16 protein-coding genes and 2 pseudogenes are annotated in these 25,305 nt (G+C 51.5%); 9 read left to right on the forward strand and 9 right to left on the reverse strand.

The annotated features are described in order from the left end of the window. Nucleotides 1-757 precede the first annotated feature (757 nt). Nucleotides 758-2,275 carry a sensor domain-containing protein gene (locus tag DCH402_RS05170; protein WP_040000162.1) on the forward strand — a complete coding sequence of 506 codons (1,518 nt, stop codon included), beginning with the start codon at nt 758-760 and terminating at the stop codon, nt 2,273-2,275. 17 nt (nt 2,276-2,292) lie between these two features. Here the strand turns inward: DCH402_RS05170 and DCH402_RS05175 are convergent, their stop codons facing one another. Both DCH402_RS05175 and DCH402_RS05180 read right to left on the reverse strand, forming a co-directional pair. Further along, nucleotides 2,293-3,144, reverse strand: a complete 852-nt coding sequence (locus DCH402_RS05175; protein WP_040000164.1) for an HlyD family efflux transporter periplasmic adaptor subunit — start codon at nt 3,142-3,144, stop codon at nt 2,293-2,295. Further along, nucleotides 3,131-5,311 carry a type I secretion system permease/ATPase gene (locus DCH402_RS05180; RefSeq protein WP_040000166.1) on the reverse strand — a complete coding sequence of 727 codons (2,181 nt, stop codon included), beginning with the start codon at nt 5,309-5,311 and terminating at the stop codon, nt 3,131-3,133. Before DCH402_RS05180 ends, DCH402_RS05175 begins: the two co-directional genes overlap by 14 nt. A 578-nt stretch (nt 5,312-5,889) precedes the next feature. On the opposite strand from DCH402_RS05180, the gene DCH402_RS05185 reads away from it, so the two are divergent. The 3 genes from DCH402_RS05185 (at nt 5,890) to tadA (ending at nt 7,804) form a co-directional block, all read left to right on the forward strand. Beyond that, nucleotides 5,890-6,231 (forward strand): hypothetical protein, encoded by a 342-nt coding sequence (locus DCH402_RS05185; protein ID WP_027711284.1) that lies wholly within the window; start codon nt 5,890-5,892, stop codon nt 6,229-6,231. A 149-nt stretch (nt 6,232-6,380) separates the two neighbouring features. After that, complete coding sequence (gene murQ / locus DCH402_RS05190) at nt 6,381-7,298, forward strand: N-acetylmuramic acid 6-phosphate etherase (protein ID WP_040003395.1); 918 nt, start codon at nt 6,381-6,383, stop codon at nt 7,296-7,298. Further along, nucleotides 7,298-7,804 (forward strand): tRNA adenosine(34) deaminase TadA, encoded by a 507-nt coding sequence (tadA, locus tag DCH402_RS05195; protein ID WP_040000168.1) that lies wholly within the window; start codon nt 7,298-7,300, stop codon nt 7,802-7,804. Before murQ ends, tadA begins: the two co-directional genes overlap by 1 nt. 10 nt (nt 7,805-7,814) lie before the next feature. On the opposite strand, the gene mltF is transcribed toward tadA, so the two are convergent. After that, entirely contained in the window at nt 7,815-9,272 is a 1,458-nt protein-coding gene (gene mltF, locus DCH402_RS05200; RefSeq protein WP_040000169.1) for a membrane-bound lytic murein transglycosylase MltF, read from the reverse strand. A gap of 277 nt (nt 9,273-9,549) precedes the next feature. Here mltF and purL point away from each other — a divergent pair, with 277 nt between their 5' ends. The 5 genes from purL (at nt 9,550) to glnB (ending at nt 18,115) form a co-directional block, all read left to right on the forward strand. Continuing rightward, complete coding sequence (purL, locus tag DCH402_RS05205; protein ID WP_040003397.1) at nt 9,550-13,434, forward strand: phosphoribosylformylglycinamidine synthase; 3,885 nt, start codon at nt 9,550-9,552, stop codon at nt 13,432-13,434. 701 nt (nt 13,435-14,135) lie between these two features. Continuing rightward, nucleotides 14,136-15,569 (forward strand): sensor histidine kinase, encoded by a 1,434-nt coding sequence (locus tag DCH402_RS05210; RefSeq protein ID WP_040000171.1) that lies wholly within the window; start codon nt 14,136-14,138, stop codon nt 15,567-15,569. Between the two features lie 2 nt (nt 15,570-15,571). Next, nucleotides 15,572-16,357 carry a two-component system QseEF-associated lipoprotein QseG gene (gene qseG, locus DCH402_RS05215; RefSeq protein ID WP_040000173.1) on the forward strand — a complete coding sequence of 262 codons (786 nt, stop codon included), beginning with the start codon at nt 15,572-15,574 and terminating at the stop codon, nt 16,355-16,357. Further along, nucleotides 16,354-17,691, forward strand: a complete 1,338-nt coding sequence (glrR, locus tag DCH402_RS05220) for a two-component system response regulator GlrR (RefSeq protein ID WP_040000174.1) — start codon at nt 16,354-16,356, stop codon at nt 17,689-17,691. The genes qseG and glrR overlap by 4 nt, the downstream gene beginning before the upstream one ends. Nucleotides 17,692-17,776: 85 nt before the next feature. Then, a complete protein-coding gene (glnB, locus tag DCH402_RS05225; protein ID WP_012768836.1) occupies nt 17,777-18,115 on the forward strand; it encodes a nitrogen regulatory protein P-II in 339 nt (112 codons plus the stop codon). 67 nt (nt 18,116-18,182) lie between these two features. Here the strand turns inward: glnB and pemA are convergent, their stop codons facing one another. The 6 genes and pseudogenes from pemA to DCH402_RS22845 all read right to left on the reverse strand — a co-directional run. After that, nucleotides 18,183-19,283, reverse strand: a complete 1,101-nt coding sequence (gene pemA / locus DCH402_RS05230) for a pectinesterase PemA (RefSeq protein ID WP_040000177.1) — start codon at nt 19,281-19,283, stop codon at nt 18,183-18,185. An 82-nt stretch (nt 19,284-19,365) separates the two neighbouring features. Beyond that, nucleotides 19,366-21,021, reverse strand: a complete 1,656-nt coding sequence (gene paeY / locus DCH402_RS05235) for a pectin acetylesterase PaeY (protein ID WP_040000178.1) — start codon at nt 21,019-21,021, stop codon at nt 19,366-19,368. Nucleotides 21,022-21,098: 77 nt separating this feature from the next. After that, entirely contained in the window at nt 21,099-22,256 is a 1,158-nt protein-coding gene (pelE1, locus tag DCH402_RS05240; RefSeq protein ID WP_040000191.1) for a pectate lyase PelE1, read from the reverse strand. A gap of 474 nt (nt 22,257-22,730) precedes the next feature. Then, nucleotides 22,731-23,123: pseudogene (locus tag DCH402_RS05245) on the reverse strand (pectate lyase family protein); the annotation flags it as partial. Nucleotides 23,124-23,173: 50 nt separating this feature from the next. Beyond that, a complete protein-coding gene (gene pelA, locus DCH402_RS05250; RefSeq protein ID WP_299220022.1) occupies nt 23,174-24,355 on the reverse strand; it encodes a pectate lyase PelA in 1,182 nt (393 codons plus the stop codon). A 562-nt stretch (nt 24,356-24,917) separates the two neighbouring features. Continuing rightward, nucleotides 24,918-25,055 (reverse strand): annotated as a pseudogene (locus DCH402_RS22845) (NO-inducible flavohemoprotein); the annotation flags it as partial. Between the last annotated feature and the right edge of the window lie 250 nt (nt 25,056-25,305).

Genomic DNA, 25,305 nt, shown 5'->3' on the forward strand with positions numbered 1-25,305 from the left:
AAGATTACTCATTAGCCGGTTACCGCAATACCTTCACATCCTTCCAAAATCTCATTTTTGCTCCAATTAATCTCTCGAGGTTAAAAGAAAAATTCATCTTCCAGAAAGATACGGTATAAAATAAATGATTAGATTGCTATTCATGCTTTTTTCATTTTTTATGCCTTGTTTTTTATATAAATATAGTGTTTTATGTGGCTAATATTCTGTTTTATAAATGGGCTAACTGTGATGTTAGTCTAAAAAAACATCAGCCATAAGAGAAAGAACTGGTTAATTTTTATCAATATAATTAATTGATTTATAAAGACAAAAAAATAAATGTTTGCTACCAACGATCAAAAAGCATCTGGTGATAGTTATTTTTGATTAAAATGGTGCAACTTATCGGTATAATTGATTTGCTTACGAAAAATTGATAGTCAAAATACTGCGCTACGAAATCTGTAAAGAGCTGTATCAAAATATTAGCCAGGCTTATGTCTATAACTATCATTAATATGACGGATTAAGCTGCTTCTCTTGATTTTATTATTTAGGTCTGCACACGGCGATATAATGGAGGCTTTATGCTGTCGTTTTTATGGCTATGAACCTGTCCTGCAGAGCTGGATAGTTTTTTCATTCATCCTTTCTACTCTCCGGAAATGTGCCAACCCTGAAAATCCATACAAGGGGAGTTATTACCGGGATTTTTCGTCTTCTGTGATGCGATTTGTTCGATCAGGACCGTTCCGGGCCTGAGGAGAGTGTTATTGTGTATGAAATTATAATAACCCTATTAATAGTACTCTTAGGGATTTCTTCGGCAAGAAGCCGTAAATTTCAGGAAAAAGCCAACGCAGAACAAAAAAAGCAGGACTTCCTGAACATGGTGTTCTTCGCCGCTGAATACAGCCCGTCATCTATTATGATCGCTAATGAAAACAGTGAGATTGTGTACGTAAACCGTCAGTTTACCGTTATGTCGGGCTATGACGCGGAAGAAGTGATCGGTCGCAAGACGAATATATTGAGCTCAGGCATGACCAATGCCAGTGTGTATGAAGAACTCTGGTCCACCTTGAATAAAGGCGAGATCTGGAACGGCGAGTTCGTCAATCGTAAGAAAAACGGTCAGTTGTATTGGGAAAAGGCCAGCATCGTTAAGATATATAATAAAGCCAGCGATGCGGTTCAGTATGTCAGCATAAAAATGGATATCACTGAGCGCAAGACTCAGGAACACCATGACAACTCCTACAACCGTGCGCTGGAGTTGTTGTCGAGCGGTGCGCCATTGAAGGATATTCTGGATGCGATCATCTTCAGCGTTGAGGAGAAAAACCCCGGCCGAATTGTCTGTTCTGTCCTGCTGGTGGATAAGGAAAAGAAATGCCTGACGCTTGGCTCTGCTCCCAGCCTGCCGGGTTTTTACAAGAATGCTATCCACAACGTGAAGATAGCCGATGGCGCCGCGTCGTTTGGTTCGGCGGCTTATTCTGGCAAACGCGTTATTGCCGAGGACATTTCCACACATCCCCATTGGGCGCTATATAAAGGCCTGGCATTGTATGCCGGGTTGCGTTCTTGTTGGTCTGAACCTATTTTTGGGCAGAACAAAGAGATCCTGGGGGTCCTGAGTGTTTATCATCGTAAAGTCTATTCTCCAACAGAGGATGAAATCGCCTCTATTGAGAAATCGGCGCAATTGGTAGCCGTCGCGATCGAGCGCTACCGGGCGATTGATATGTTGCGTCGTAGTGAAGAGCATTATCGGCAATTGGCCCATTACGATTCTCTGACCTCATTGGCTAATGGCCTGACGTTCGCCGAGCAGATGGAACAGGCGATCCAGTTGTCCCGCCAGACAAACCGGAAGATTGCGTTGATGTTTCTCGATCTGGATAAGTTTAAGCAGATTAATGACACCTTCGGTCATGCAACCGGGGATCTTCTGTTAAAAGAGGCGGCGGCGCGCATGCGGGGAGCGGTGCGCGAGACTGATACGGTTTATCGCCGCAGCGGAGACGAATTTATCATCTTGTTGCAGGGCATTAAGGAGGTTGAAAATACCTTGTATGTTGCGGACAAGATTCACCATGCGCTTAATGAACCTTTCTATATTGAAGGAAAGAAGTTAGATATCTCATGTAGCATCGGGATAGCGTTGTACCCTGAGCATGGAACGGATTCATTAACGTTGGCAATCAATGCCGATGCTGCAATGTATCAGGCGAAGGCATTGGGACGCAGTCAGACTCAGATCTATCATGACCTGAACACCCATCAATAACGTTGAGTCGACAGGTGTTATCTCTCACGCAGGGCTTCCGCTCTGGCTTGCCGTATTGGTTTCAGCAGGTAGCTCAACAACGTTTTTCTGCCGGTAATAATATCCACGCGGGCTGTCATGCCGGGGAGGATGAGCAACGGCTTATCGATAGTCCCCAGATAATTTTTCTCCGTGCGTAACTGAACAAGATAGAAACTGTTACCCGTCTGATCCGTCACCATGTCCTGACCAATTTGTTCGATATACCCTTTTAGCCTGCCGAATATAGTGTAGTCGTAAGTTGTAAAAGCCATTATCGCTTCCTGCCCAGGGCGTAAAAACGCGATATCCTGTAGCCTGACTTGCGCTTCGATCAGTAAGGTGTCGTCCAGCGGCGTGATTTCCATCAGCGTACGGCCGGGAAGAATCTGCTCACTGTTGGTATCAACCAGGATGTGCTTGATGATGCCGCGTATGGGAGAGACGATCAGCGAGAGCTGACTGGCTGTCGTGCCTGATGCATTATTTTGTTGCGTATTCTCCAGTTGCATCAGAGGCGTGCCGATGTTGACGAGTTGCCCTTCATGGACATACAGGTCGCTGAGTTCACCCGCTTGTGTTGCCTGTACCCGATATCGGGGTGACTGACTGAGGGTTTTTCCGGTTGCAAAGACGGCTTCATCCATTTTAGCAACCGCCGCCCAGCCAATAAGAAACAGCATAAAAGCCAACATAATCCAGATTGATAGCCGAATAAGCCGGGGCGTGTTTTCCTCATATGCCTGACCGGCAGCGGGTGACGCCTGCGGTTCCTGCGGATGATGGTTGAAGAAATAGGTATTGTTGAAGAAATAGGTATTGAAGTAATGAACGAATTTAGCGAGACGCATTGATCTGCCCCTTCTTTAATGCATCCAGCACAATAGCTTTAGGACCATCGGCAATAATGCGTCCTTTGTCCACGATAATGAGTCGATCCACCAGTGTCAGCATGGATACCCGGTGTGTCACCAACAATAATGTTTTGTTGGCGAGATAAAGTTGCAGAGCCTGTTTAAAGCGATCTTCACTGCTGTTGTCCATCGCGCTGGTCGGCTCATCCAGCACCAGAATGGGTGGGTCAAGCAGTAATGCGCGGGCAATGGCTACCGCTTGTTTTTGACCACCCGACAGGCACATTCCTCGTTCGCCGACTTGTAGATTGTAGCCATCCGGATGCAACCGGGCGAAATCGTTGACGCCGGCGATATCGGCGACTCGCAACATGGCGTCATCCTCAACGTAGCGGGCGCCGCAGATCAGGTTGTCACGCAACGTACCGCTGAAGAGTTGAATATCCTGCGGTACGTAGCCGATGTGATGGCGCAGGTCGGCAATATCGAGTTGGCGTGCATCAATACCGTCGATCAATAGGTTGCCATGGGTAGGTTGATAAAGGCTGACGACCAATTTCTCCAGCGAGCTTTTCCCTGAGCCGGTACGGCCTATGATGCCGACTTTTTCACCCGGACGAATTGACAGATTAATATCGATCAGCGCACGGTTTTTCTGCTCGGGATAGCTGAATGTGACATCGCGGAACTCAACGCTACCCTGGGTATTTTCGCGTTTCAGAGGCGCGTGTTGCTCTCCTCTTTCTTGCGGTAATGCCATTAATTCCTGGGTTTCTTGCAGCGTTAACCGGGTTTGTTGGTAGCGAAGACATAACTCGGATAAGGGGCCCAGTGCCGTCAATGCATAGCTGTTGAGCAGGTAACAGGCAAACAGAGCGCCCAGTGTTAACTGCACATCTTGAAACAGGTAAACACCTGCGACGATAACGATGACGCCGGCCAGGTGTCGGCATGATTGCGTCAAATGAAAGGCAAGGGATGAGAGGTTTTTTGCCCTCAAATCCAACCGGCTAATATCGCTGCTGATGTGTTCCCACTGGCGTTGGCGTTCACCTTCTGCATTATTGATCTTGATGGCACTGAGTCCGCTCAGCGTTTCAGTCAATAGCGCCTGTCGTTCGTCGGTGAGTTGACGTGAATGCTTCAGTGCCGCCAGGGTCGGGTAATACAGCAGCCGATTGATCAACAGGACCAGCGGGATGGTCAGCAACGGTACCCAGATCAGCGGGCCACCTAATATACCGAGTAAAATCAGCATGATAATTGCGAATAGCACATCGAGCAGAGTGCTCAGCGACAGCGATGATAACTCATTGCACAGCGCCTGAAACTCCTTCACGCGATGCGCCACAGAGCCGATCCGCGTCGGGAAGGCCGACAGCATCGAGCCGATCAGGCGCTCGAATAATGTAGCGGAAAGGATGAGATCGATTTTTTTACCGGCAATATTCAGACAAATACTGCGTAATATCCGTAAGATAAGGTCAAACAGCAATGCAATGCCAAGACCGGAAGCCAGCACCCATAACGTCGTTGTCGTTTGATTAGGAATCACCCGGTCATAGACCTGCATAACAAACAGTGGAACGAACAGCGCGATAATATTAATGAGCAGACTGGCGACAATGGCATCCAGATACAACGCGCGGGATCGTTTCAGGGTGTCGCGGAACCAGGTTTTGCTGCGCGGTAATATCGTTGTCGGCGATACATCGAAGCGATGGGCCGGCTGTGCGAACATGACCAATCCCAGATAGTTTTGTTGCAACGTATTGTGGCCGACCTCAATTTCGCCGCCTTCGGTTTCACCCGTCATCAGACGGGCATTACCCTCTTCCGTCCAGCCTAGCAGAATGGCGGCGCGACCTTCGCGCAGTAATAACATCGCGGGCAGTGACATGGCCGGAATAGCATTTAACGAGCGCTTAAGTATCCGGGCGCGCAAACCGGCTCGTGCAGCGGCGCGAGGCAGCAGGCTGACGGGCAAACGCAGCTCTTCCAGCGGTAATCCTGCCGTCAAGGTGGTGCGGCTGGTCGGTTTCCCTTGTAAGCGACACAGTACCAGCAGGCAATCAAGCAAAGGGTCGTCATGGCGGATGCGAGGATCCTGATGTTGCTGGGGATATTCCTCGCCGCCTGATGGCTGCTCATAGTGTGTATTCATGTCGCTGTGCGTTCCTTAGCCATAGTGACCGCTTGCAGACAAGCCGTTCACAGATAAAAAATAGACAAAAGTGAGCAATATGGCCTGATTTTGTTGTTTTTTCAGGCTTTGACTGGCAAGCATTATTCATGGCGAACCTTATCAGACGCAACCTTTCATTTTTGAGGAACCCGCCGGCACCGCGCGGTGGAAAAGCCTGTGGTGTTTTTCTGTATCGGCTGGAAATTGCGAGTAACGGTCAATATAACTGACATTCCGGCACGACATAATATGTTCGTTAACTTATTAATTCGTGAGTTAACTGATGCGTCAGCCGCCGTTTGTGGCTGTATCACGTTACCGCTAAACGTGAGTAACCGACAGAGAATGGTGCGGGATAGCTTGCCCGTCGATGGTGAAAATGCCATGCTGGTGGGTGGCCTGGCATGATGTGCCAATGAGGGAACGTGGAGCGTAGTCAGGCTTCGCCGCGGTGAGATCCTTGCGGGCGGGACTGATTTCATCTCATCCTAATCAGGTACAGCGAGTCGTCCTGTCGTTGGGGTCTCTATAATATTGCTAATAAAAAAGGGCTTGGTATGTTTTACATTTTGCGTGACAGCAACGGTCATCTTATCAGGGTAGAAGAATCGCCGTTTCCTGAAATGAATGGCGAGCTGCCGGATGATTCTGTTGAGGCAATAGCATGGCTAAATAATCAGCAGGCTATTCTGGCTAAAATTGAGCGCTTGCGCAGCAGCGATCTGGAAATGGTACGTGTCCTGGAGGATCTGATTCAGGTATTGATCACCAAAGGGCAGATCAACATCACCGATTTTCCGGCCGCTGCACAGCTGAAACTCATCAATCGGGCGCGGGCGCGTGAAGAACTGGGTAATCTGGAATCACTGATCCGTGAGGATGAGGACGAGATTTTCTAATGTTGAGAAGTGCTGACAAAACGGCTTGCCAGTTAACTTGCAAGCCGTTTTTTATTGTTAAGCCGCCGGTCCCGATGGGCATTGGCGGATAATAGGTAGGACACATTGATGAACAAGGTAGCGGAATGGCGCTAAAAGACGACAACAGTATGGATTTCGGTGCATTGGTATCAGAGGCACGTAACCCGGCATCCATGAATCTGGACCAATTGTCCACGTTAGAAATGGTGTCTTTGTTCAATCAGGAAGATCATCGGGTACCTGAGGCTATTCGTGAGGTTCTGCCGGCGATAGCGCAGGCAGTAGATGCGGCGGCCGCGTGTCTGAAGAGCGGTGGGCGCATTATCTATCTGGGTGCCGGTACCAGCGGCCGTCTTGGCATCCTTGATGCTTCGGAATGCCCGCCTACTTTCGGCGTGCCGCATGGCGTCGTCGTCGGGTTAATTGCCGGGGGACCGGGGGCTTTGCTTAAAGCGGTTGAGGGGGCGGAAGATAACCCGGCGTTAGGCGAAGCCGATTTGACCGCACTGACGCTAACACCTGTGGATATGGTGATCGGCCTTGCGGCATCGGGGAGAACGCCGTATGTGATTGGCGGTTTGCACTACGCGCGAACAATGGGATGTCGCACTGCTGCTATTTCCTGCAATCCGCATTCGCCGATTGCTCAGGCTGCCGATATCGCCATTTCTCCGCTGGTAGGGCCGGAAGTGTTGACGGGATCCACCCGGTTGAAATCCGGTACGGCGCAAAAATTAGTGTTGAACATGATTTCCACCGGTGCCATGGTGCGGTTGGGCAAGGTATACCAGAACCTGATGGTGGATGTGAAAGCCACCAACGTCAAACTCGTGGATCGCGCCTGCCGTATTCTGATGGAAGCTACCGGCGTTGATCGTGAAACGGCGCAACAATGTCTGGCGCAGACCGATTATGACGTCAAACCCGCCATCGTCATGGTTGTGACAGGTTGTAATGTACAACAGGCCAGAGAACGGTTAGTGGAAAACGGGGGTTATCTGCGTGATGCGTTGTATACGGAAAAAGCGAAAAGCCAAGAGGAATGATGAGTAGTCCAATGGATGATGAATTCTGGATGCGCCATGCACTGTCGTTGGCGCAACGGGCCTGGGACGAAGGCGAAGTACCGGTTGGCGCCGTATTGGTGCAAGGGGGAAATGTTATTGGCGAAGGTTGGAATCGGCCGATAGGTCGTCATGACCCTACTGCACATGCGGAGATGATGGCGTTACAACAGGGCGGGCAGACGTTACAAAACTATCGTTTGTTGGAAACCACCTTGTATATCACGCTGGAACCCTGCGTGATGTGTGCCGGCGCCATGATTCACAGCCGCATCAGTCGGCTGGTGTATGGCGCAGTTGATGCCAAAACCGGTGCCGCCGGTTCGCTGGTGGATATTCTGCGCCATCCTGGGATGAATCATCACATCATGATCACGGACGGCGTGCTGGCCGATGAGTGTTCTGAGCTGCTGAGCCGGTTTTTCCGTATGCGTCGTCAGCAGCAGCGTGACGCCCGTGCCGGGCGCGACGTCGTCGATCCCGGCTGAATCACCGCAGTCAATGAGGCTGAGTAGCCGTCAGTTGCTCCGGCGGTACGGCAGGGTAGGCGCTGGCGGCCAGTTGCTGTTGTAATGCCCGGTTTTCCTTCTCAGAAAGATATCCCACCAGGCTGACCATGTAGCGCCGGATATTTTCCACATAATTGTACGCTTCCTGACCACGGGCATAACCGTTGGCGGTCTGGCTGTAATAGCGTTTCTGGCTGAGCATCGGCAGGCGTATTTTGACATCGGCCCAACTGTCCGGATTACCTTGCTGTTTTTCCGTCAGCTTGCGGGCATCCATCATGTGCGCGTAACCCATATTATAGGCCGCCAGCGCAAACCAGATCCGCTCATCTGCCGGAATGGTGGCAGGCACCTGCTGCATCATTTGGCTTAGGTATCTGGCACCGCCGCGGATGCTTTCCTCCGGATTGAGTCGATTCACCACATCCAGACTTTCGGCGGTATTGCGTGTCAGCATCATCAAGCCGCGTACCCCGGTTGGCGAGGTTGCCAGTGGGTTCCAGTGCGATTCCTGATAGGAGATCGCGGCCAGCAGCTTCCAGTCTATCTCTTTGGCATGTTTTTCGAACAGCGGTTGCAGCCCCGGCAGGGTATTGTCGATGGCGCTGAGGAAGGTGGTGGTATCCACATAATCGAATTCGCCGACGTGCCCCAGATATTTCTCTTCCAGACGAGCGAGAGTGCCGTCTTCCATCACTTGACTGAAGAAGTCGAGCAGGGCGGCAGAAAGACTATCGTCACGATTTTGCCGCATATACCAGGTAACCGGCTCTTCGTCGCTGAGGTCGAACGAGACGGCCAATTGAGGGTGAATGCGTTGCATCAAGCCGATATTGATTGAATCGGCGATGGTGTAATCCAGTTTCCCATCCGCTACCTGTTTCAGGAGGTCCAGTTCGGATACATCGGTGGCGACTTCCCAACTCAGTTGCGGATATTTTTCGGTTTTGAGGTCACGCAGCGTAGCGGCGTGCGCTGAGCCGGACAGCACGGTCAGTTTGCCCTGCAACTTATCCAGCGAAGCGGGGCGAGCGCTCCCCATACGGTAGACCAGTTGCTGTGACACTGAATAATAGGAGGGGCCGGCCTGGAAACGGTTCAGGCGCTCCTGATTATAGATAAGGCCCGCTGCCAGCAGGTCGGCATTGTCGTTATCCAGATCGCTGAATAAATCATCAACGTTTTGGCGCACCGAAACCACCAGCCGCACGCCGAGATAGTCGGCGAATCGCTTAGCCAGTTCATAGTCCAGCCCGGATGGGGAACCATTGCTGAAGGTATAGGTCAGCGGAGAAGTCACGGTGCTGATGCGTAGCTCGCCACGTGAAAGGATTTGCCTTAGCTGGACATCCTGATGACTGCGCCAGGGAATATTTGGCCACAGTGCCAGCGTCAACAGCAAAGCGATTACCCCGATGAAAATATAATTTATCGTTAAACGCTTCAATGAGTTGTCTCTCGGCGGCCGATTGGCCTGTCTGTCTGTAACGGCAGTTTCTTATTAAGTCTGTCCCAGAGTCGGGGGCATTTTGCTTAACAAACCGCCAGTGTGCAACTGTTATTCGTTTGCTTACAGTTTAGCCATCCTGCCCCTTCAATGTTTAACAATCGCTACGCAAACGGTTTCGTCAGGCGTCACTATTCTCTATAATAGCGTGCGTTTCCCCCCTGTAGCGCCCTGACGCACTGTCTCCGGTGCCTCGAAGACGAGAGAAATTTAGATGATGGAAATACTGCGTGGTTCACCCGCCTTATCGGCTTTTCGTATCAATAAACTGTTGGCCCGGTGCAAGGAGTACCACCTGCCCGTCAGCGACATTTATGCCGAATACGTCCACTTCGCCGATGTGAACGCTCCGCTAAACCATGAAGAGCAGTCACGACTGAGCCGCCTGCTGAAGTACGGGCCTTCTCTCGCTGAGCATGAGCCTACCGGGCGGCTGATTCTGGTGACCCCGCGTCCGGGCACCATTTCTCCCTGGTCTTCCAAGGCTACCGATATCGCACACAATTGCGGCCTGCAGAAAATTCGCCGTCTGGAGCGTGGTTTGGCGTTTTACATCCACGCGCCGACATTAAGTAATGCCCAGTGGAAAGAGCTGGCCGCGCTGCTCCACGACCGTATGATGGAGAGCGTGTTTGACGACCTGCAACAGGCCAACCTGCTGTTCTCTCAGCATCAGCCTGCTGCGCTAAAGCGGGTGGAAATTCTGTTGCAGGGCCGCCCTGCACTGGAAGAGGCCAACCTGCGCCTGGGGCTGGCGCTGGCCGACGACGAAATGGATTATCTGCTGGATGCCTTTACCCGGCTGGGGCGCAATCCAACCGATATCGAACTCTATATGTTTGCTCAGGCGAATTCCGAGCACTGTCGCCACAAAATTTTCAATGCCGACTGGGTCATCAATGGCGAAGCGCAGCCGAAGTCGCTGTTCAAGATGATCAAAAATACCTTCGAGCACACACCGGACCACGTACTGTCTGCCTATAAGGATAACGCGGCGGTAATGGAGGGCTCGGCTGTGGGCCGTTTCTTCCCGGATCCGCAGGGCGCTTATGCTTACCATCAGGAAGACGCACATATCCTGATGAAAGTGGAAACCCATAACCATCCGACCGCCATTTCGCCGTGGCCGGGTGCCGCGACCGGCTCAGGTGGTGAAATTCGCGATGAAGGCGCCACCGGACGAGGAGCGAAACCGAAAGCCGGTTTGGTCGGGTTCTCGGTATCTAACCTACGTATTCCCGGCTTTATTCAGCCCTGGGAACAGGATTTCGGCAAACCGGACCGTATCGTCAGCGCGCTGGATATCATGACCGATGGCCCGCTGGGTGGCGCGGCCTTTAATAACGAATTCGGCCGACCGGCGCTGACCGGTTATTTCCGTACCTATGAAGAAGCGGTAGATAGCCATAACGGCGTCGAAGTGCGCGGTTATCACAAGCCGATCATGCTGGCGGGCGGTATCGGCAACATCCGTGCGGGACATGTGAAGAAAGGCGAAATTAGCATTGGTGCCAAGTTGATCGTGCTGGGTGGGCCGGCGATGAATATCGGACTGGGCGGCGGTGCCGCATCGTCTATGGCATCGGGCCAGTCTGACGCGGATCTGGATTTTGCTTCGGTACAACGTGATAACCCGGAAATGGAGCGTCGTTGTCAGGAGGTTATCGATCGCTGCTGGCAGCTTGGCGAGCAAAACCCGATTCTGTTTATTCATGACGTTGGTGCCGGCGGCCTGTCCAACGCGATGCCGGAGCTGGTGAGCGATGGCGGGCGCGGCGGGCGTTTCGAGCTGCGCGATATCCTGAACGATGAGCCGGGTATGAGCCCGCTGGAAGTCTGGTGTAATGAATCGCAGGAGCGCTATGTGCTGGCGGTCGCACCGGAACAACTGGCGTTGTTTGATGAGATCTGTCGTCGTGAACGTGCGCCTTACGCGGTGATCGGCGAAGCGACGGAGGAACAGCACCTGACGCTCAACGATCGTCATTTCAACAACAAGCCGATCGATATGCCGCTGGACGTACTGCTGGGCAAAACGCCGAAAATGCTGCGTGATGTCGAGCGTAAGAGTGTGGAAGGCACGCCGCTGAACCGTGAAGGTATTTATCTGGCGGAAGCGGTTGAGCGTGTGTTGCATTTACCTGCGGTAGCTGAGAAGACCTTCCTGATCACCATTGGCGACCGTACGGTCACCGGGATGGTGGCGCGTGACCAGATGGTCGGCCCCTGGCAGGTGCCGGTGGCGGACTGTGCCGTCACGACCGCCAGTCTGGATAGTTATTACGGTGAAGCCATGTCCATCGGCGAGCGTGCGCCGGTGGCGTTGCGTAACTTTGCCGCATCGGCGCGTTTGGCCGTGGGTGAGGCGCTGACCAACATCGCCGCGACCCATATTGGCGACCTGAAACGGGTGAAACTGTCCGCCAACTGGATGGCTGCAGCCGGGCATCCCGGTGAAGATGCCGGTTTGTATGACGCTGTAAGGGCCGTCGGCGAAGAGCTGTGTCCTGCGCTGGGGCTGACCATTCCGGTGGGTAAAGACTCCATGTCGATGAAAACCCGCTGGCAGGAAAACGGTGAAGACAAATCGGTAACCGCACCGTTATCGCTGGTCATCTCCGCGTTTGCCCGTGTGGAAGATGTGCGTAATACCGTTACGCCGCAGTTGCGTACCGACAAAGACAACGTGCTGCTGATGATCGACCTGGGTGCCGGACATCACGCATTGGGCGCGACGGCGCTGGCTCAGGTCTATCGCCAACTGGGACGTAAGACGGCGGATGTGCGTAATCCGGCGCAATTAGCCGGCTTCTTTAATGCGATGCAGACATTGGTTGCTAACAAAGCACTGTTGGCCTATCACGACCGTTCAGACGGCGGTTTGCTGGTTACTCTGGCTGAGATGGCGTTTGCCGGGCATTGCGGTGTCAAAGCCGACATTAGCTCCATGGGCGAAGACGCGCTGGCGGTACTGTTCAACGAAGAACTGGGGGCGGTTATCCAGATTGAGGCTTCTCGCCGTGCCGAAGTCGAACAAGTGTTGGCTGAGCAAGGTCTGGCAGAGTGCGTGCACTATCTGGGACAGGCGGAAGCGGGCAACCACTTCATCATTCACAGTGGCACCGATGTGGTATACCACGAAAGCCGTACTACGCTGCGCAACTGGTGGGCTGAGACCACCTGGCAAATGCAGCGCCTGCGTGATAATCCGCAATGCGCGGATCAGGAACACCACGCCAAATCTGATGATAATGATCCAGGGTTGAACGTCGAGTTGACGTTTGATCTGCGTGAAGATATTGCGGCACCATTTATCAGCCGTCAGGCACGTCCGAAGGTGGCGGTCTTGCGTGAGCAAGGCGTCAACTCGCATGTAGAAATGGCGGCGGCATTCCACCGCGCCGGGTTTGATGCCATTGATATTCACATGAGCGATCTGCTCGCTGGTCGCCGTGATCTGCAAGACTTCCAGGCGCTGGTCGCTTGTGGCGGCTTCTCTTACGGCGACGTATTAGGTGCAGGTGAAGGCTGGGCTAAATCCATTTTGTTCAACGATCGGGTGCGTGACGAATTTGCCGCATTCTTCCTGCGTCCGCAAACACTGGCGCTGGGGGTATGTAACGGTTGTCAGATGATGTCGAATCTGCGTGAACTGATTCCTGGCGCCGAGCATTGGCCGCGTTTCGTTCGCAATAAATCCGATCGTTTTGAAGCACGTTTTAGTCTGGTAGAAGTGACTAATAGTCCATCCTTGTTCCTGCAGGATATGGCTGGCTCCCGTATGCCGATCGCTGTTTCCCACGGGGAAGGGCGCGTAGAAGTACGTGATGATAACCATCTGGCGGCTTTGGAGCAGCACCAGTTGGTGGCGCTTCGCTACGTGAATAATTACGGTCAGGCTACGGAAGATTATCCGGCTAACCCTAACGGATCGCCGAATGGCATCACTGCTGTAACCAGCAGCAGTGGTCGTGCTACGGTAATGATGCCGCATCCGGAGCGTGTATTCCGTACCGTGAGTAACTCCTGGCATCCGGAAAACTGGGGTGAAGATAGCCCCTGGATGCGCATGTTCCGTAACGCACGCCGCCAGTTGGGTTAATGCGATAAGCTAATATATTGATAATAAAGGGGCTTCGGTCCCTTTATTTTTTTGTCTCAAATCAGCGACATTATGACGTAAGGTTGTCTCCAAAAGGTGACATTTATTTGTTTGATTTTAAATGGTTATTTTAAAATAGTGCCAGAGTGTCTTTTTTTAGCGACAAAAAGCCGATATTTCACCGGACTAGCAGGATTGAGAGAGCGGTATTGTGAAAAATCACGATGCTGATTTTTTAATTTTAATTAAATTTCATATTGTTATATGCTAAATTTAATTATTGGCATGAAGTATGCTTAATAGTGTCGCTGCTCATTCAACTGGTTATGATGCACAGGTAGTTTTAATGCTCATAACACCCGGAATGATGCCAAAAGATAAGGTGCCTATCGTCCAACATCATTGATAACTGCCTGCGGGCTTTATCGCACATCGGGCGACACGTTGAGTGAGGCACCGCCTATTCAGAGACCCGGTCAGACAATTATTGTGTGACCGGGTTTTGCTTTTTGGGCGCGGTATCTTTTCATTCCCGGTATTATCGTGCGGGCCAGCTCGTATCTTGCTGCAACGCTTTGCATAACAGCACGGATGGATTGCGAATCATTGCCCGGATTCTGACGGCAGGCTTTTGAGGTGATAGCGATAACGCGTAGAATGGCGAGCGATATCTCTGGCGGAGTGTTATTGCAGGTAACGATATGATTTCGTTGAATCGTTGGCGTTTTTTTCCACGCTCCTTACGGCAACTGGTTGTTATGGCATTCCTGTTAGTCTTATTGCCGCTGTTGGTATTGGCTTATCAGGCTTATGAGAGTTTGGATCATCTCAGCGAGCAGGCCGCCGGAATTAATAACACCACGCTGGCTGATGCAAGACGCAGCGAGGCAATGACCAGCACCGCTATCAGCATGGAACGCAGTTACCGTCAGTTTTGCGTACTGGGAGATCAAACACTCTCACAGTTGTATCAGAATCAACGGAAGCAGTATTCCCAGATGCTGGACGCGCATGCGCCTATCTTGCCCGACCCTTCCTATTATCAAACCCTACGGCAATACCTGACTGAGCTGACCGATATTCGATGCCAGAACAACGGCCCGGCCGCCGCATCCATCGCCGTACTGGACAAATTCTCCCGCATGAATGCTCAGATGGTGCAGGCAACCCGTGAGGTGATCTTTTCGCGTGGGCAACAATTGCAGCGAGATATTGCTGAACGAGGCCGTTTCTTCGGCTGGCAGGCGCTGGTGCTGTTTCTGGTTAGTGTGCTGTTGGTGATGCTGTTTACCCGGATGATTATCGGGCCGGTAAAAGGCGTCGAGAGAATGATCAATCGGCTGGGCGAAGGCCGTCCGTTAGGCCGAATCGGCAGCTTCAGGGGGCCGACGGAGATTCGGTCTTTAGCGCAGCGGATCATCTGGTTAAGCGAGCGTCTTTCCTGGCTGGAGGCGCAACGCCACGAGTTTTTGCGCCATTTGTCTCATGAGTTAAAAACACCATTGGCAAGCTTGCGTGAAGGGGCGGCATTACTGGCTGATGAAGTGGTTGGTACGCTGACGGACGACCAGAAAGAGGTGGTGGCGATTTTGGATAACAGCAGCCGCCACTTGCAGCAGCTGATTGAGCAATTGCTCGACTATAACCGAAAACTGGCGGATGCGCCGACAGGACTGGAGCACGTTGACATCAGCGATATTGTCAACATGGTCTTGGCCGCACATAGCCTTCCTGCCCGCAGTAAATTGATGCAAACACATGTTGAACTGAATGCGCAGGGCTGCCGTGCGGAAACGACATTACTGATGCGGGTGATGGATAATCTCTATTCCAATGCGGTGCACTATGGCCGGGAATCCGGTAACATTTGGATCCGCAGCCGGCAGATTGATAACCGGGTTCAGATTGATGTCGCCAACAGTGGCACGCCTATTCCTGAATCGGACAAAAGTTTGATCTTCGAGCCTTTTTATCAAGGATCTCACCAGCGTAAAGGGGCAGTTAAAGGGAGTGGTCTGGGATTGAGCATTGCACAGGATTGCATCCGCCGTATGCAAGGTGAGTTGAATCTGGTCACGGTGGATTATGCCGATGTCTGCTTCCGTATTGAATTACCATTAAACGCTGAGAATTAACCATGATTGCACGGTCGTTAAGCCTCCTGTGGTTACGAGGTCCGGTAGTGTCGTTGTCCGGCCTGGAGGTTGTTGCCGCGCTGAAAAAGCTGCTGATTTGCCTGCCATTACTGTTTTTGCTTGCAGGTTGTGCTCAGGATAGCGACAGGCCACCTGTCGGGCGAAGAGACGCGGAACTCGTCAGCCTGCCTAAAGAGCAGGTAGCGGATTATCGCACCATGTCGTGTGAGCGGTTGTGGCAGCTCCATAATACTGACGCGATGAATAATGCCTTGTATTGGCTGCGGGTGATGGATTGCGCTGCACGTATGACGCCGACACAGGCGCGGCAGCAGACGTTGCTGGTAGGCGAAAATGACTGGAGCGGTTTGTTCCGTCAGGCCATCTTGCTGGATAATGCTGAAACCACCGAGCAAGAGCGACGCCAGATTATTGAACAACTGAACCGTCATCGACTGAATGTGCCGCTGACGTTATTGCCGCTTTTCCAGGTCTGGCTGGATAAACAAAATCTGATGTTAACACTGTCTGATGAACGTCAGCGTTTCCAGCGTACGTTGGAAAACAGCGATAAACAGCTGGAAGCCATGCGTGAGCAGCAGAATCAATTACAGTCTCAACTGGAAGCCACAACACGTAAACTGGAAAATTTGACTGATATCGAACGCCAGCTCTCATCGCGCAAGACAGTGCAGGGCGATTTGCCTGATGGCGAAGGCCGCCGGGGGAAAACCGGTGAGAACGAAACACCGCCCGCCGTGGTGAAAAAAGGAATGAAAAGCGAATGACCGCCAGAAAATCCGCCAGTCTGCTGTTAGTTGACGATGATCCTAGTCTGTTGAAGTTACTGGGGATGCGTCTGACCAGCGAGGGGTTTACCGTCACCACGGCAACCAGCGGTCAGGATGCGTTGCGATTGTTGCAGCGGGAAAAGATTGATCTGGTGATCAGCGATTTGCGCATGGATGAAATGGATGGACTGGCTCTGTTTGCTGAAATCCAGAAAAATCAGCCGGGGATGCCGGTGATTATCCTGACCGCACATGGTTCTATTCCCGAGGCGGTCGCCGCAACGCAACAGGGCGTATTTAGTTTTTTGACGAAGCCGGTTGATCGCGATGCGTTGTATAAAGCGATCGATGATGCGCTAAAGCTCTCACCGCCGGCGAGCGATGAAAGTTGGCGTGCCGCCGTAGTGACGCGCAGCCCGATTATGCAGCGTCTGCTCGAACAAGCCAAAATGGTGGCGCAGTCGGACGTTAGCGTACTGATTAACGGTCAGAGCGGTACGGGGAAGGAAGTACTGGCGCAGGCGATTCATGCGGCCAGCCCTCGTGCCGGTATGCCGTTTATCGCGATAAACTGCGGTGCATTACCCGAGCCTTTGCTGGAGTCCGAGCTATTCGGTCATGCGAAAGGCGCATTCACCGGCGCCGTCAGTCAACGTGAGGGGTTATTTCAGGCGGCGGAAGGGGGAACCCTGTTTCTGGATGAAATCGGAGACATGCCGCTAGCGCTGCAGGTGAAGTTGTTGCGTGTGTTGCAAGAACGTAAGGTCAGGCCGCTGGGAAGTAATCGGGATAGGGATATCAATGTGCGAATTATCTCCGCCACCCACCGGGATTTACCTAAGGCGATGGAAAAAGGCGAGTTTCGTGAAGACCTTTACTATCGTCTCAATGTGGTGAATCTCAAGCTGCCGGCATTGAATGAGCGTGCTGAAGATATTCCGTTGCTGGCGAACCATTTGCTGCGTGAAGCGGCGGCGCGACATAAACCCTTTGTTCGCAGTTTTTCGACTGATGCCATGAAGCGCCTGATGGCGGCCAGTTGGCCAGGAAACGTACGCCAGCTGGTTAATGTGATTGAACAGTGTGTTGCGCTGACCAGTGCACCTGTTATTGGCGATGCGCTGGTTGAGCAGGCACTGGAAGGGGAGAATACGGCGCTGCCGACGTTTGCCGAAGCGCGTAACCAATTTGAGCTCAACTATTTGCGAAAATTACTGCAAATCGCTAAGGGCAATGTGACACAGGCTGCACGTATGGCCGGGCGTAACCGTACGGAATTTTATAAATTGCTGGCGCGACATGAATTGGACGCCAATGATTTTAAAGAATAGTGTTAAGTTATTGTGAATTGCATGGCCGACTGTGATTTCGCCGTGCTGGCTCTGGCCGCTACATAGTCATGATTAGGATTTCACCATGAAAAAAATTGATGCGATTATTAAACCGTTCAAACTGGATGATGTACGTGAGGCGCTGGCTGAAGTCGGCATCACGGGGATGACCGTCACAGAGGTAAAAGGATTCGGGCGCCAGAAGGGCCATACCGAGCTGTATCGCGGCGCGGAATATATGGTGGACTTCCTGCCGAAAGTGAAAATTGAGATCGTCGTGTCTGACGATATTGTTGATACCTGTGTGGAAACGATTATGAATACCGCACAGACCGGCAAGATTGGCGACGGTAAGATTTTTGTCTTTGATGTGGCTCGGGTTATTCGTATCCGCACCGGGGAAGAAGACGAAACAGCTATCTGACGGCAGTTGTTTGATCCGCGGAATATCAACAGCCAGCCGATATCGGCTGGCTGTTTTGCATGACAAATCAGGGTAAGGTCGGCGTCCAGTCCCCCAGTATTTTGCTTTGGGTGTACTCTGCCGCTTGTGCGTCGGTGAGTTGTCGGCGATCAGCGCTTTTTGCTGCGCCGGCACCGTAAGACTTGTACTCGAAGAAACGAGAGTCTGCCGGATAGAACCAAATGGTGTTGCCGTCTTTGTCTTTACCCGACATCTTGTCCCAGCCATAAATGTGATTATCCATGCTGGTGTTCAGGAAGACGGTCTGGCCGATAGCGTTCGGGTCTGCGTAGCGTCCGTCAGAGAAGGTCGTTGTCGGATGCCAGGGGCGCCCCAGTCCATAGCTCTTGGCCGAAACGGAGTCACTTTCCCGAATGACGCGGCTGTTGGTGATCACCAGGCCATATTTCTGGTTGATATTGGTACTGGGGGCCGTCAGATAACCAGAGACGTTGCCACTCTTCACGTCGGCGCGGTAGCGGGATACCAGATCGCAGTTGTCGAATAATGCCGTGCCGTCGCCAAAGATGAAGTCAACGGTGCCGCTGATCCGGCAGTCAGAGAAAAAGCTGCGGCCGCCGGAAACATACAGTGTGTCCTGATAGCCTACCAGGCTGACATCTTTGAAGTAGGCGCGGTCACCGCTTTTTGTTACATAAAGCGCTACTGCCTGAGTGTCCTTGATTTTAGTGCTATCGCTATCGCTTTTGGCCTGATTAGCCGGGAAATCAAAGTCATTGCGAATAGTCAGTGACTGGGCGCTGAAATCCTTGGCGCTGATGGTCACCGTGCTGCTGCCGGCCGTTCCCCATTTGCTGCCGTCTGACTTCAGCGTACCGGCTGCGGTGGTGGCGGCGATCACTGTGCCGCTACGGCTTTCGCCTTTGAGATGCAGGTTACTGCGGGTAATCGTCAGGCGTTCGTTGTAAACGCCGTTCTTGACCAGAATGACAAACGGCGTACTCCCGGCCGGTGCGCTGGCGATGGCGTCGGCAATGGTTTTGAAGGTCTTGCCGTCGCTGGCGGATTTTGACACCACCGCGTTATAAGTGGTGGCTGCCTGTGCCTGATGTACGCTGGCGGCGATAATCAGCGACAGCGCAAGGGTTCCAGAGATCGTCTTTAACATACACATATTCCTTTAGTGGTGAGTGACAGAGGTCCAGGTGCTTCATGCACGGGTAAGGTCCTATAAACCTTGTTTTTTAGTATTACTGCGTCGTTGCTTGCAGCTTGCCTGCCAACTCCCGCAAAGAGGGTGTCGCCTTGATCTGGTCAGCGACTATCGCGGCGACCGCCTGAGCGCCTTTCTGCTGGAAGTGGGTGGTATCAGGTTGAGTCAGGCTGCCGGCCTGATCGCGGTAATAAGGGTAGAGTTCCGGATCAACCGCCAGCCAGTATTGCTGCCATTGTTGTCCATCCCCCTGATTGGCCAGTGCCAACGTTGCCGTTTCCACATCCAGTAACGGCACCTTATTTTTGCTGGCCGTATCACGAATGGTCTGGGTGTAATCGCCGATAAACGCATAACCGCCGGCTTTGTTTTGCTTCGTCAGGTGGCTATGGACTGCCGGTGTTCCGTTCTTTCCTTCCGCATTTTTGACGCGTGCAGTCGGGGTCAATAATACGGGGATCATCCGATGTGCCCGGGCGTAACGAATGTAGCGCTCCAGTGAAATCTGGAAAGACATATCCGGTTTGCCCTGGGGGTATTGTGGTTTACCGTCAGCGCTATTGGGGTAGGTGCAAAGGTTGGCGACATCCGCAGCACCACGAACCGCTTTCTGGCTATCGCAGTTTTGATCATTGTGTCCCATACCGATAAACAGGTAATCGCCCGGACGCATAAACGGCTCCATTTGGCGGAACCAACCTTCGTAGTAGAAATCGCGCGAGCTTCTCCCCGAACGGGCGCCGTTAACGACAGCAATATGGCTGTCCGGGCGGAGTTGTTGTGCAAATACCTGCCCCCAGCCCATGCGCGGAAAACGTGCTTTCTCATAGGTCGCCGCGGTTGAGTCGCTGACGATGAAAATACGGGTACGCGCTTGCTCCAGCGCTTTACGCTGTTGGCTGGCGCTGGTTAGATCCAGTGGCTCATAACTGCCTGAGGCATTCAAACCGACAATCGGGCGAAACGCGATGTCCGTCAGTACCGTATGGCCGGCCTGGCCGCTGTCATTGTGGTAATTGCGGGCGTGGTTAATGACCTGAAGCATCTGTGTAACGGCAGGCGTCAGTGCATCAGGATAAGTAAGCGGATCGAACTGCGAAGGGGCGGCAATACCAGCCTGCTTTAAGGCATCGTCAAAGCCGGCATGGAATTCACGGTAAGCGGTTTCCCAGGCTGCTGTCGATAAAGATGGCAGCGTCGTGGCGTCGATCAGTTGCTGTGGGCCAATATAACCGGCCGATGCAGCGACATCGGATAAAATACGATCGGTCAACGGGTTGATGTTAATACGATTCTCATGACCATCACGTAATTGGGGAACCAGTGCACTCAGGCACACCGCACGAAGCTGATTGCTGGCAAGGCAGTTTTGCCCGCCGGCTTCAACGGCTGACAGGCGCAGCGGTGCGACCATTGAAGAGACATCCGCATAAAATCGTCCCTGGATATCGGTTTTTACACTGTGCTCTACGCCGCGTTGATCCTTGATGAACAACGTGGCGGGAAAACGTATATCACGATACGCTACCCGGCCGCTAATCAGGGTGTTTGGTCCCAGCGTCGTGACATTTAATATCGGCTGTGAAGGGGACGCGGGGGATTCTGGCGCGATGTTTGCGGCCTGCGCGAAGGATATCGGCAGACACAGTAGGGAACCGAGAAAAAGCGTGCGTTTCCAGGTGGTTATTTTCATGGTGATGACCTTTTCTTCCTGCGATTGATGCAAAAAACGGCCGCTTTTTCAAGCGGCCGCTGTTGTCGACAGGGGTATTACAGTTTGCCGTAACCTGCGTTGTTGTTGATGCTGGTAGCCAGGCTGCTGGTCATGGTCTGAGCCGAATATTTGTACGGCAGAGTCGGTTTGTACGCCGTCAGACCACAGGTATCCAGCTTGGTGGTGGTTGAGCCGTTAACCAGTGAGCCTTTATCGGAGAACACCTTGCTGTTGAATTGCTTCACGATGCTACATTCTGGGTTTTTACCATCAATGCTCTTCAGGTTGGAGAGCGTGAAGGAGTTGGACTCAGACAGGATGCTGCCGCTGGTGCCCAGGCCGAAGCTGTACAGGTACGGATAGACGCTGTGTTTCACGTCGCCCAGATAAACGTTGTTGTAAGCGTGGATGCTACCGAAACGTACGCGCGGGGCACGTTCAGTCACGCGGTCGAACACGTTGTTGTGGAAGGTGACGCGCAGTTTGCCGGAATCCTGAGAGCCGTTGCTGTCGCTGTGGCCGATCAGGATAGTTTTGTCGTGCAGTTCGAAGCGGCTGTAAGAAATGGTGACGTAGTCAGACCCTTTCTTGATATCCAGTGCGCCGTCGTGCTGAACGTATTTTTCACCATCTTTGGTGGTGTATTTGTCGTCGGTGAAGCTACCATCGCTGATGGTGACGTGGTCAACCCAGACGTTGGTAGAGTTGTCGATAACGGCTGCATCCCACTCGGCGTTCCAGCCATCCCCACTTTCATAATGCGGTGCTACGTCTACCGGCGTTTCAATATACAGGTTACGCAGGATAACGTTTTTTACGCCTTTGATCACCAGAGAACCGTTGGTGAATTTACCATTGCTGCCAACACCGATAATGGTGGTATTGGACGGAATGCTGATCTGGCTACGCGCTTTCTGATCATCGAAACTGGTGTAGGCTTTGCCGCCACTGATATCAATCGGCCCTGTTACTTTGATGATTTTGGCTGATGAGTCGGTTCCATTCAGGGCTTTTTTAAAGTCGCTAATGTTTTTTACTTCAACTGCTTTTGCTGCCTTTGCGCCACCGGTAGTGCCGCCGTTTTGCGTTGCCCAGCCAGTTGTTGCGGCATCAGTTTCTACTGCCGCATAAGCAGAGGTAGCCATCAGTGCTGCTGTTACAACGGCAGCCAGTAAACTTTTAGTTCCGATAGAACGTACACGCGTGTTTTTCATAGACCGTTTCCTTGCGCTGTAGGCGCTAATCCAAATGCATTGTTAAGAATTCAAAAAGCCGTTTGTGAAAAAATGAAATGCCATTTTGTCCCTCGGCAAGGTGGATTTTTAAGCATTTCGGGGGAGATGTTTTGCGATCAAAATCTCGTTTTTTATGGCTGTTGTTAATTTTATCTAAACTGTGATCGAGACCGGTAACTTTTGCTAATGGATGTTGAATTGAATTTTCTTTTAAATTCAGTCATATGATCCGGAATTTTTGCCTGATATAAATAAAACCGTTAACAAATAATTCGATTTTTATTAAATATAATTTTATTAATTTAAGTGCCTTATTAATGCGGGAAGCCCCTATTTGCCGTGATAGACACTGCTTTTTCCCCGCTGATACGGTTGTTACAAAATTTGAGATCATGATGACTTGGTGAGGAGGGAAGGCCGCCGTTTCCGGCGGCCTTCCCAAGTGAATACAAATTACAGTTTGCCGTACCCCGCATTGCTGCTGATGCTGTTTGCCAGGTTGGTGGTGATGGTTTGAGCTGAATATTTGTATGGGATCTTGGCGGAATAGGTGTTGAAGCCAAAGCCGCAACCGTTCAGGTTGTACGAGGCGCCGTTGATGATTGATCCTTTATCGGAGAAGATCTTGCCGTTAAACGCTTTGACGACGCTACATTCCTTATCGCGGCCGTTGATCTTCTTGAGGTTATCAATGGTAAATGCATTGTTCTCAGACAGCAGGCTGCCGCTGGTGCCGAAGCTGTACTGATAGCGGTAAGCTTTATGATTGACATCGCCGGTGTAGACGTTGTTGTAGGCATGAACGTTACCGAAGCGTAAGCGCGGAGTACGACGGTCGAACCGGTTTAAAGCGGGGAATAAAAACGGCTGCCTGGGCAGCCGTTGGATACGCGAAATTACAGTTTGCCAGAGCCGGCGTTGTCCGTAATGGACTGCGCCAGTTCGGTCGTCATCGGCTGAACATCGTAAATGTAAGGGATCTTGCTGGTGTAGGCGCTGAAACCGCAACCAGACAGATCGACGGCGCTGCCGTTCAGGACGGAACCGTTGTCAGAGAAGATGGAGCCGTTGAATTTCTTCACAACTTTGCATGCTTTGCTGGCGCTCAGGTTTGCAATCGTGAAGCTGTTGCCTTCGGACAACACGCTGCCGCTGGTACCGATACCAAAGCTGTATTGGTAACGGTATACCGGATCTTTCGCATCACCTTTGAAAACGTTGTTGAAGCTGTGGATGCTGCCGTAACGTACGCGAGGCGCGCGTTCGGTTACGCGATTGAATACGTTGTTGAACAGCGTGACATGCAGCTTGCCTTTGTCCTGAGCGGAGTTCGTGTCGTTGTGGCCGATCAGCATGGTTTTGTCGTGCTGGTCGATCAGGCTGTTTGAGATGGTTACGTAGTCGGAACCGCGCTTGATATCCAGAGCGCCGTCATGCTGCACGTAGGTTTCACCGTCTTTGGTGGTGTACATGTCGTCGGTGAAGTTACCGTCACTGATGGTGACATGATCGATCCACACATGGTGTGCGCCATTGGTGATATTCATGGCGTCCCACTCGGCGTTCCAGCCATCACCTTTTTCGTAGTGCGGTTCTACGTCAATCGGCGTCTGGATATAGACGTTACGGATGATGACGTTATTGGTGCCGTCCGTACCGTCAATAATCAGAGAGCCGTTGATGAATTTAGCGTCGGTGCCAAGCCCGATAACCGTAGTATTGGCTGGAATGTTAATCTGGCTACGGGCTTTTTGATCCGCGAAATCGGTGTAAGGCGTACCGCCGCTGATATCGATCGTCCCTTTAATTTGAATGATCTTTGCCTCTGCACCGGCGCTAAGGGCACTGGTGAATTCGCTGATATTCGTGACGATGTAGATATTGTCGCTGGTTGCAGCGGCACCGCCGGTCGTGAAACCATTCTGCGACGCCCAGCCGACGGTGGGGGCAGATTCCAACGCTTTATCGCTAACCAACTCGGCAGCGGAAACACCAGAGGCCATCATACCGGCGATCAAGGTAGCCAGCAGATATTTTGAAGAGCGGGTAAAAGAACGTCCTGAAGCTTTGTTCATCATATTTTTCCTTAGTTGACTCTTATCTTAAGTGTTAAAAATAATTTCCATATATATCTATGGGTTATTTTTATTTATTGACCTTAAGGAATGCCACGCAGTGGACTTCATGATGTATTAATCATATTTCATTAACAATAATGAAGATTTGTCGCTGGTATCGCATAAGGGCTGCCAATGAATACATTCTATTTATTTGTTTTTCAATGATAGACAATAATGAAACGCCGTTTTAAATGTAACATTGTGTTTTTTATTTCTTATTTATATAGAATATATTAACTATCTTTGTGTTCGGGAATAAGACGGGGAAGGGATTGGTGGCAGTTGTTTTTCCTGTAATGTATTTATTTCTCAACATAAAATAATAAGAGATGAAACATTCATCAGGGCGCGGTGGAAATAAGACGTGACGGCATTTATTGGTGGGAAATAAAACAGGCCATGACCGGCCTGTTGACATAAATGAAAGTAATTTTTGTCGGCTATATCACTTTATGTGGACCAAAACATTCGTAATGAATCTGCGATTCGGTCACCCCAAATTCCAATAGTTGGCGCGCGATAAATTGCATAAAGGCGACCGGTCCACACAAATGGTATTGAACAGCGCTTCACGCTGATTGCCATTACGCTGATTACTCATATTGAAGATCTCTTTCAGTTCCGGATTATGGTGGAACATCCGCTGATAGAAGTGAGCGGCCTGTAAAGACCTGGTGATGTTCAGGGAAACGGTGTGGCGAAACAGAATCGCGCGCATGAAAAAATTGCAGGTGGAGAATGAGAAAAAGTCAGCCAGAACGATAAATCCCGGCGAGACGAGAAGCCTTGTGTAGCCTGTAGCTAATCGTTTGCGTAAAAACCTCTGTCAAGCTCTATCATCGCCAGTCCAAAACGGTTTACACTATGTACCCACGGCCCTCTGGGGTGATTTTTAATAAAGAAGCAAG

This window comes from Dickeya chrysanthemi NCPPB 402 (genome assembly GCF_000406105.1).
In the GTDB taxonomy this organism is placed as follows: domain Bacteria; phylum Pseudomonadota; class Gammaproteobacteria; order Enterobacterales; family Enterobacteriaceae; genus Dickeya; species Dickeya chrysanthemi.

Bases quoted from the DNA above. Each gene is read 5' to 3' on its own strand.
- DCH402_RS05175 (WP_040000164.1), bottom strand. From the start codon at position 3,144: ATGCGTCTCGCTAAATTCGTTCATTACTTCAATACCTATTTCTTCAAC.
- DCH402_RS05180 (WP_040000166.1), bottom strand. From the start codon at position 5,311: ATGAATACACACTATGAGCAGCCATCAGGCGGCGAGGAATATCCCCAG.
- DCH402_RS05185 (WP_027711284.1), top strand. From the start codon at position 5,890: ATGTTTTACATTTTGCGTGACAGCAACGGTCATCTTATCAGGGTAGAA.
- murQ (WP_040003395.1), top strand. From the start codon at position 6,381: ATGGATTTCGGTGCATTGGTATCAGAGGCACGTAACCCGGCATCCATG.
- tadA (WP_040000168.1), top strand. From the start codon at position 7,298: ATGAGTAGTCCAATGGATGATGAATTCTGGATGCGCCATGCACTGTCG.
- purL (WP_040003397.1), top strand. From the start codon at position 9,550: ATGGAAATACTGCGTGGTTCACCCGCCTTATCGGCTTTTCGTATCAAT.
- DCH402_RS05210 (WP_040000171.1), top strand. From the start codon at position 14,136: ATGATTTCGTTGAATCGTTGGCGTTTTTTTCCACGCTCCTTACGGCAA.
- qseG (WP_040000173.1), top strand. From the start codon at position 15,572: ATGATTGCACGGTCGTTAAGCCTCCTGTGGTTACGAGGTCCGGTAGTG.
- glrR (WP_040000174.1), top strand. From the start codon at position 16,354: ATGACCGCCAGAAAATCCGCCAGTCTGCTGTTAGTTGACGATGATCCT.
- glnB (WP_012768836.1), top strand. From the start codon at position 17,777: ATGAAAAAAATTGATGCGATTATTAAACCGTTCAAACTGGATGATGTA.
- pemA (WP_040000177.1), bottom strand. From the start codon at position 19,283: ATGTTAAAGACGATCTCTGGAACCCTTGCGCTGTCGCTGATTATCGCC.
- paeY (WP_040000178.1), bottom strand. From the start codon at position 21,021: ATGAAAATAACCACCTGGAAACGCACGCTTTTTCTCGGTTCCCTACTG.
- pelE1 (WP_040000191.1), bottom strand. From the start codon at position 22,256: ATGAAAAACACGCGTGTACGTTCTATCGGAACTAAAAGTTTACTGGCT.
- pelA (WP_299220022.1), bottom strand. From the start codon at position 24,355: ATGATGAACAAAGCTTCAGGACGTTCTTTTACCCGCTCTTCAAAATAT.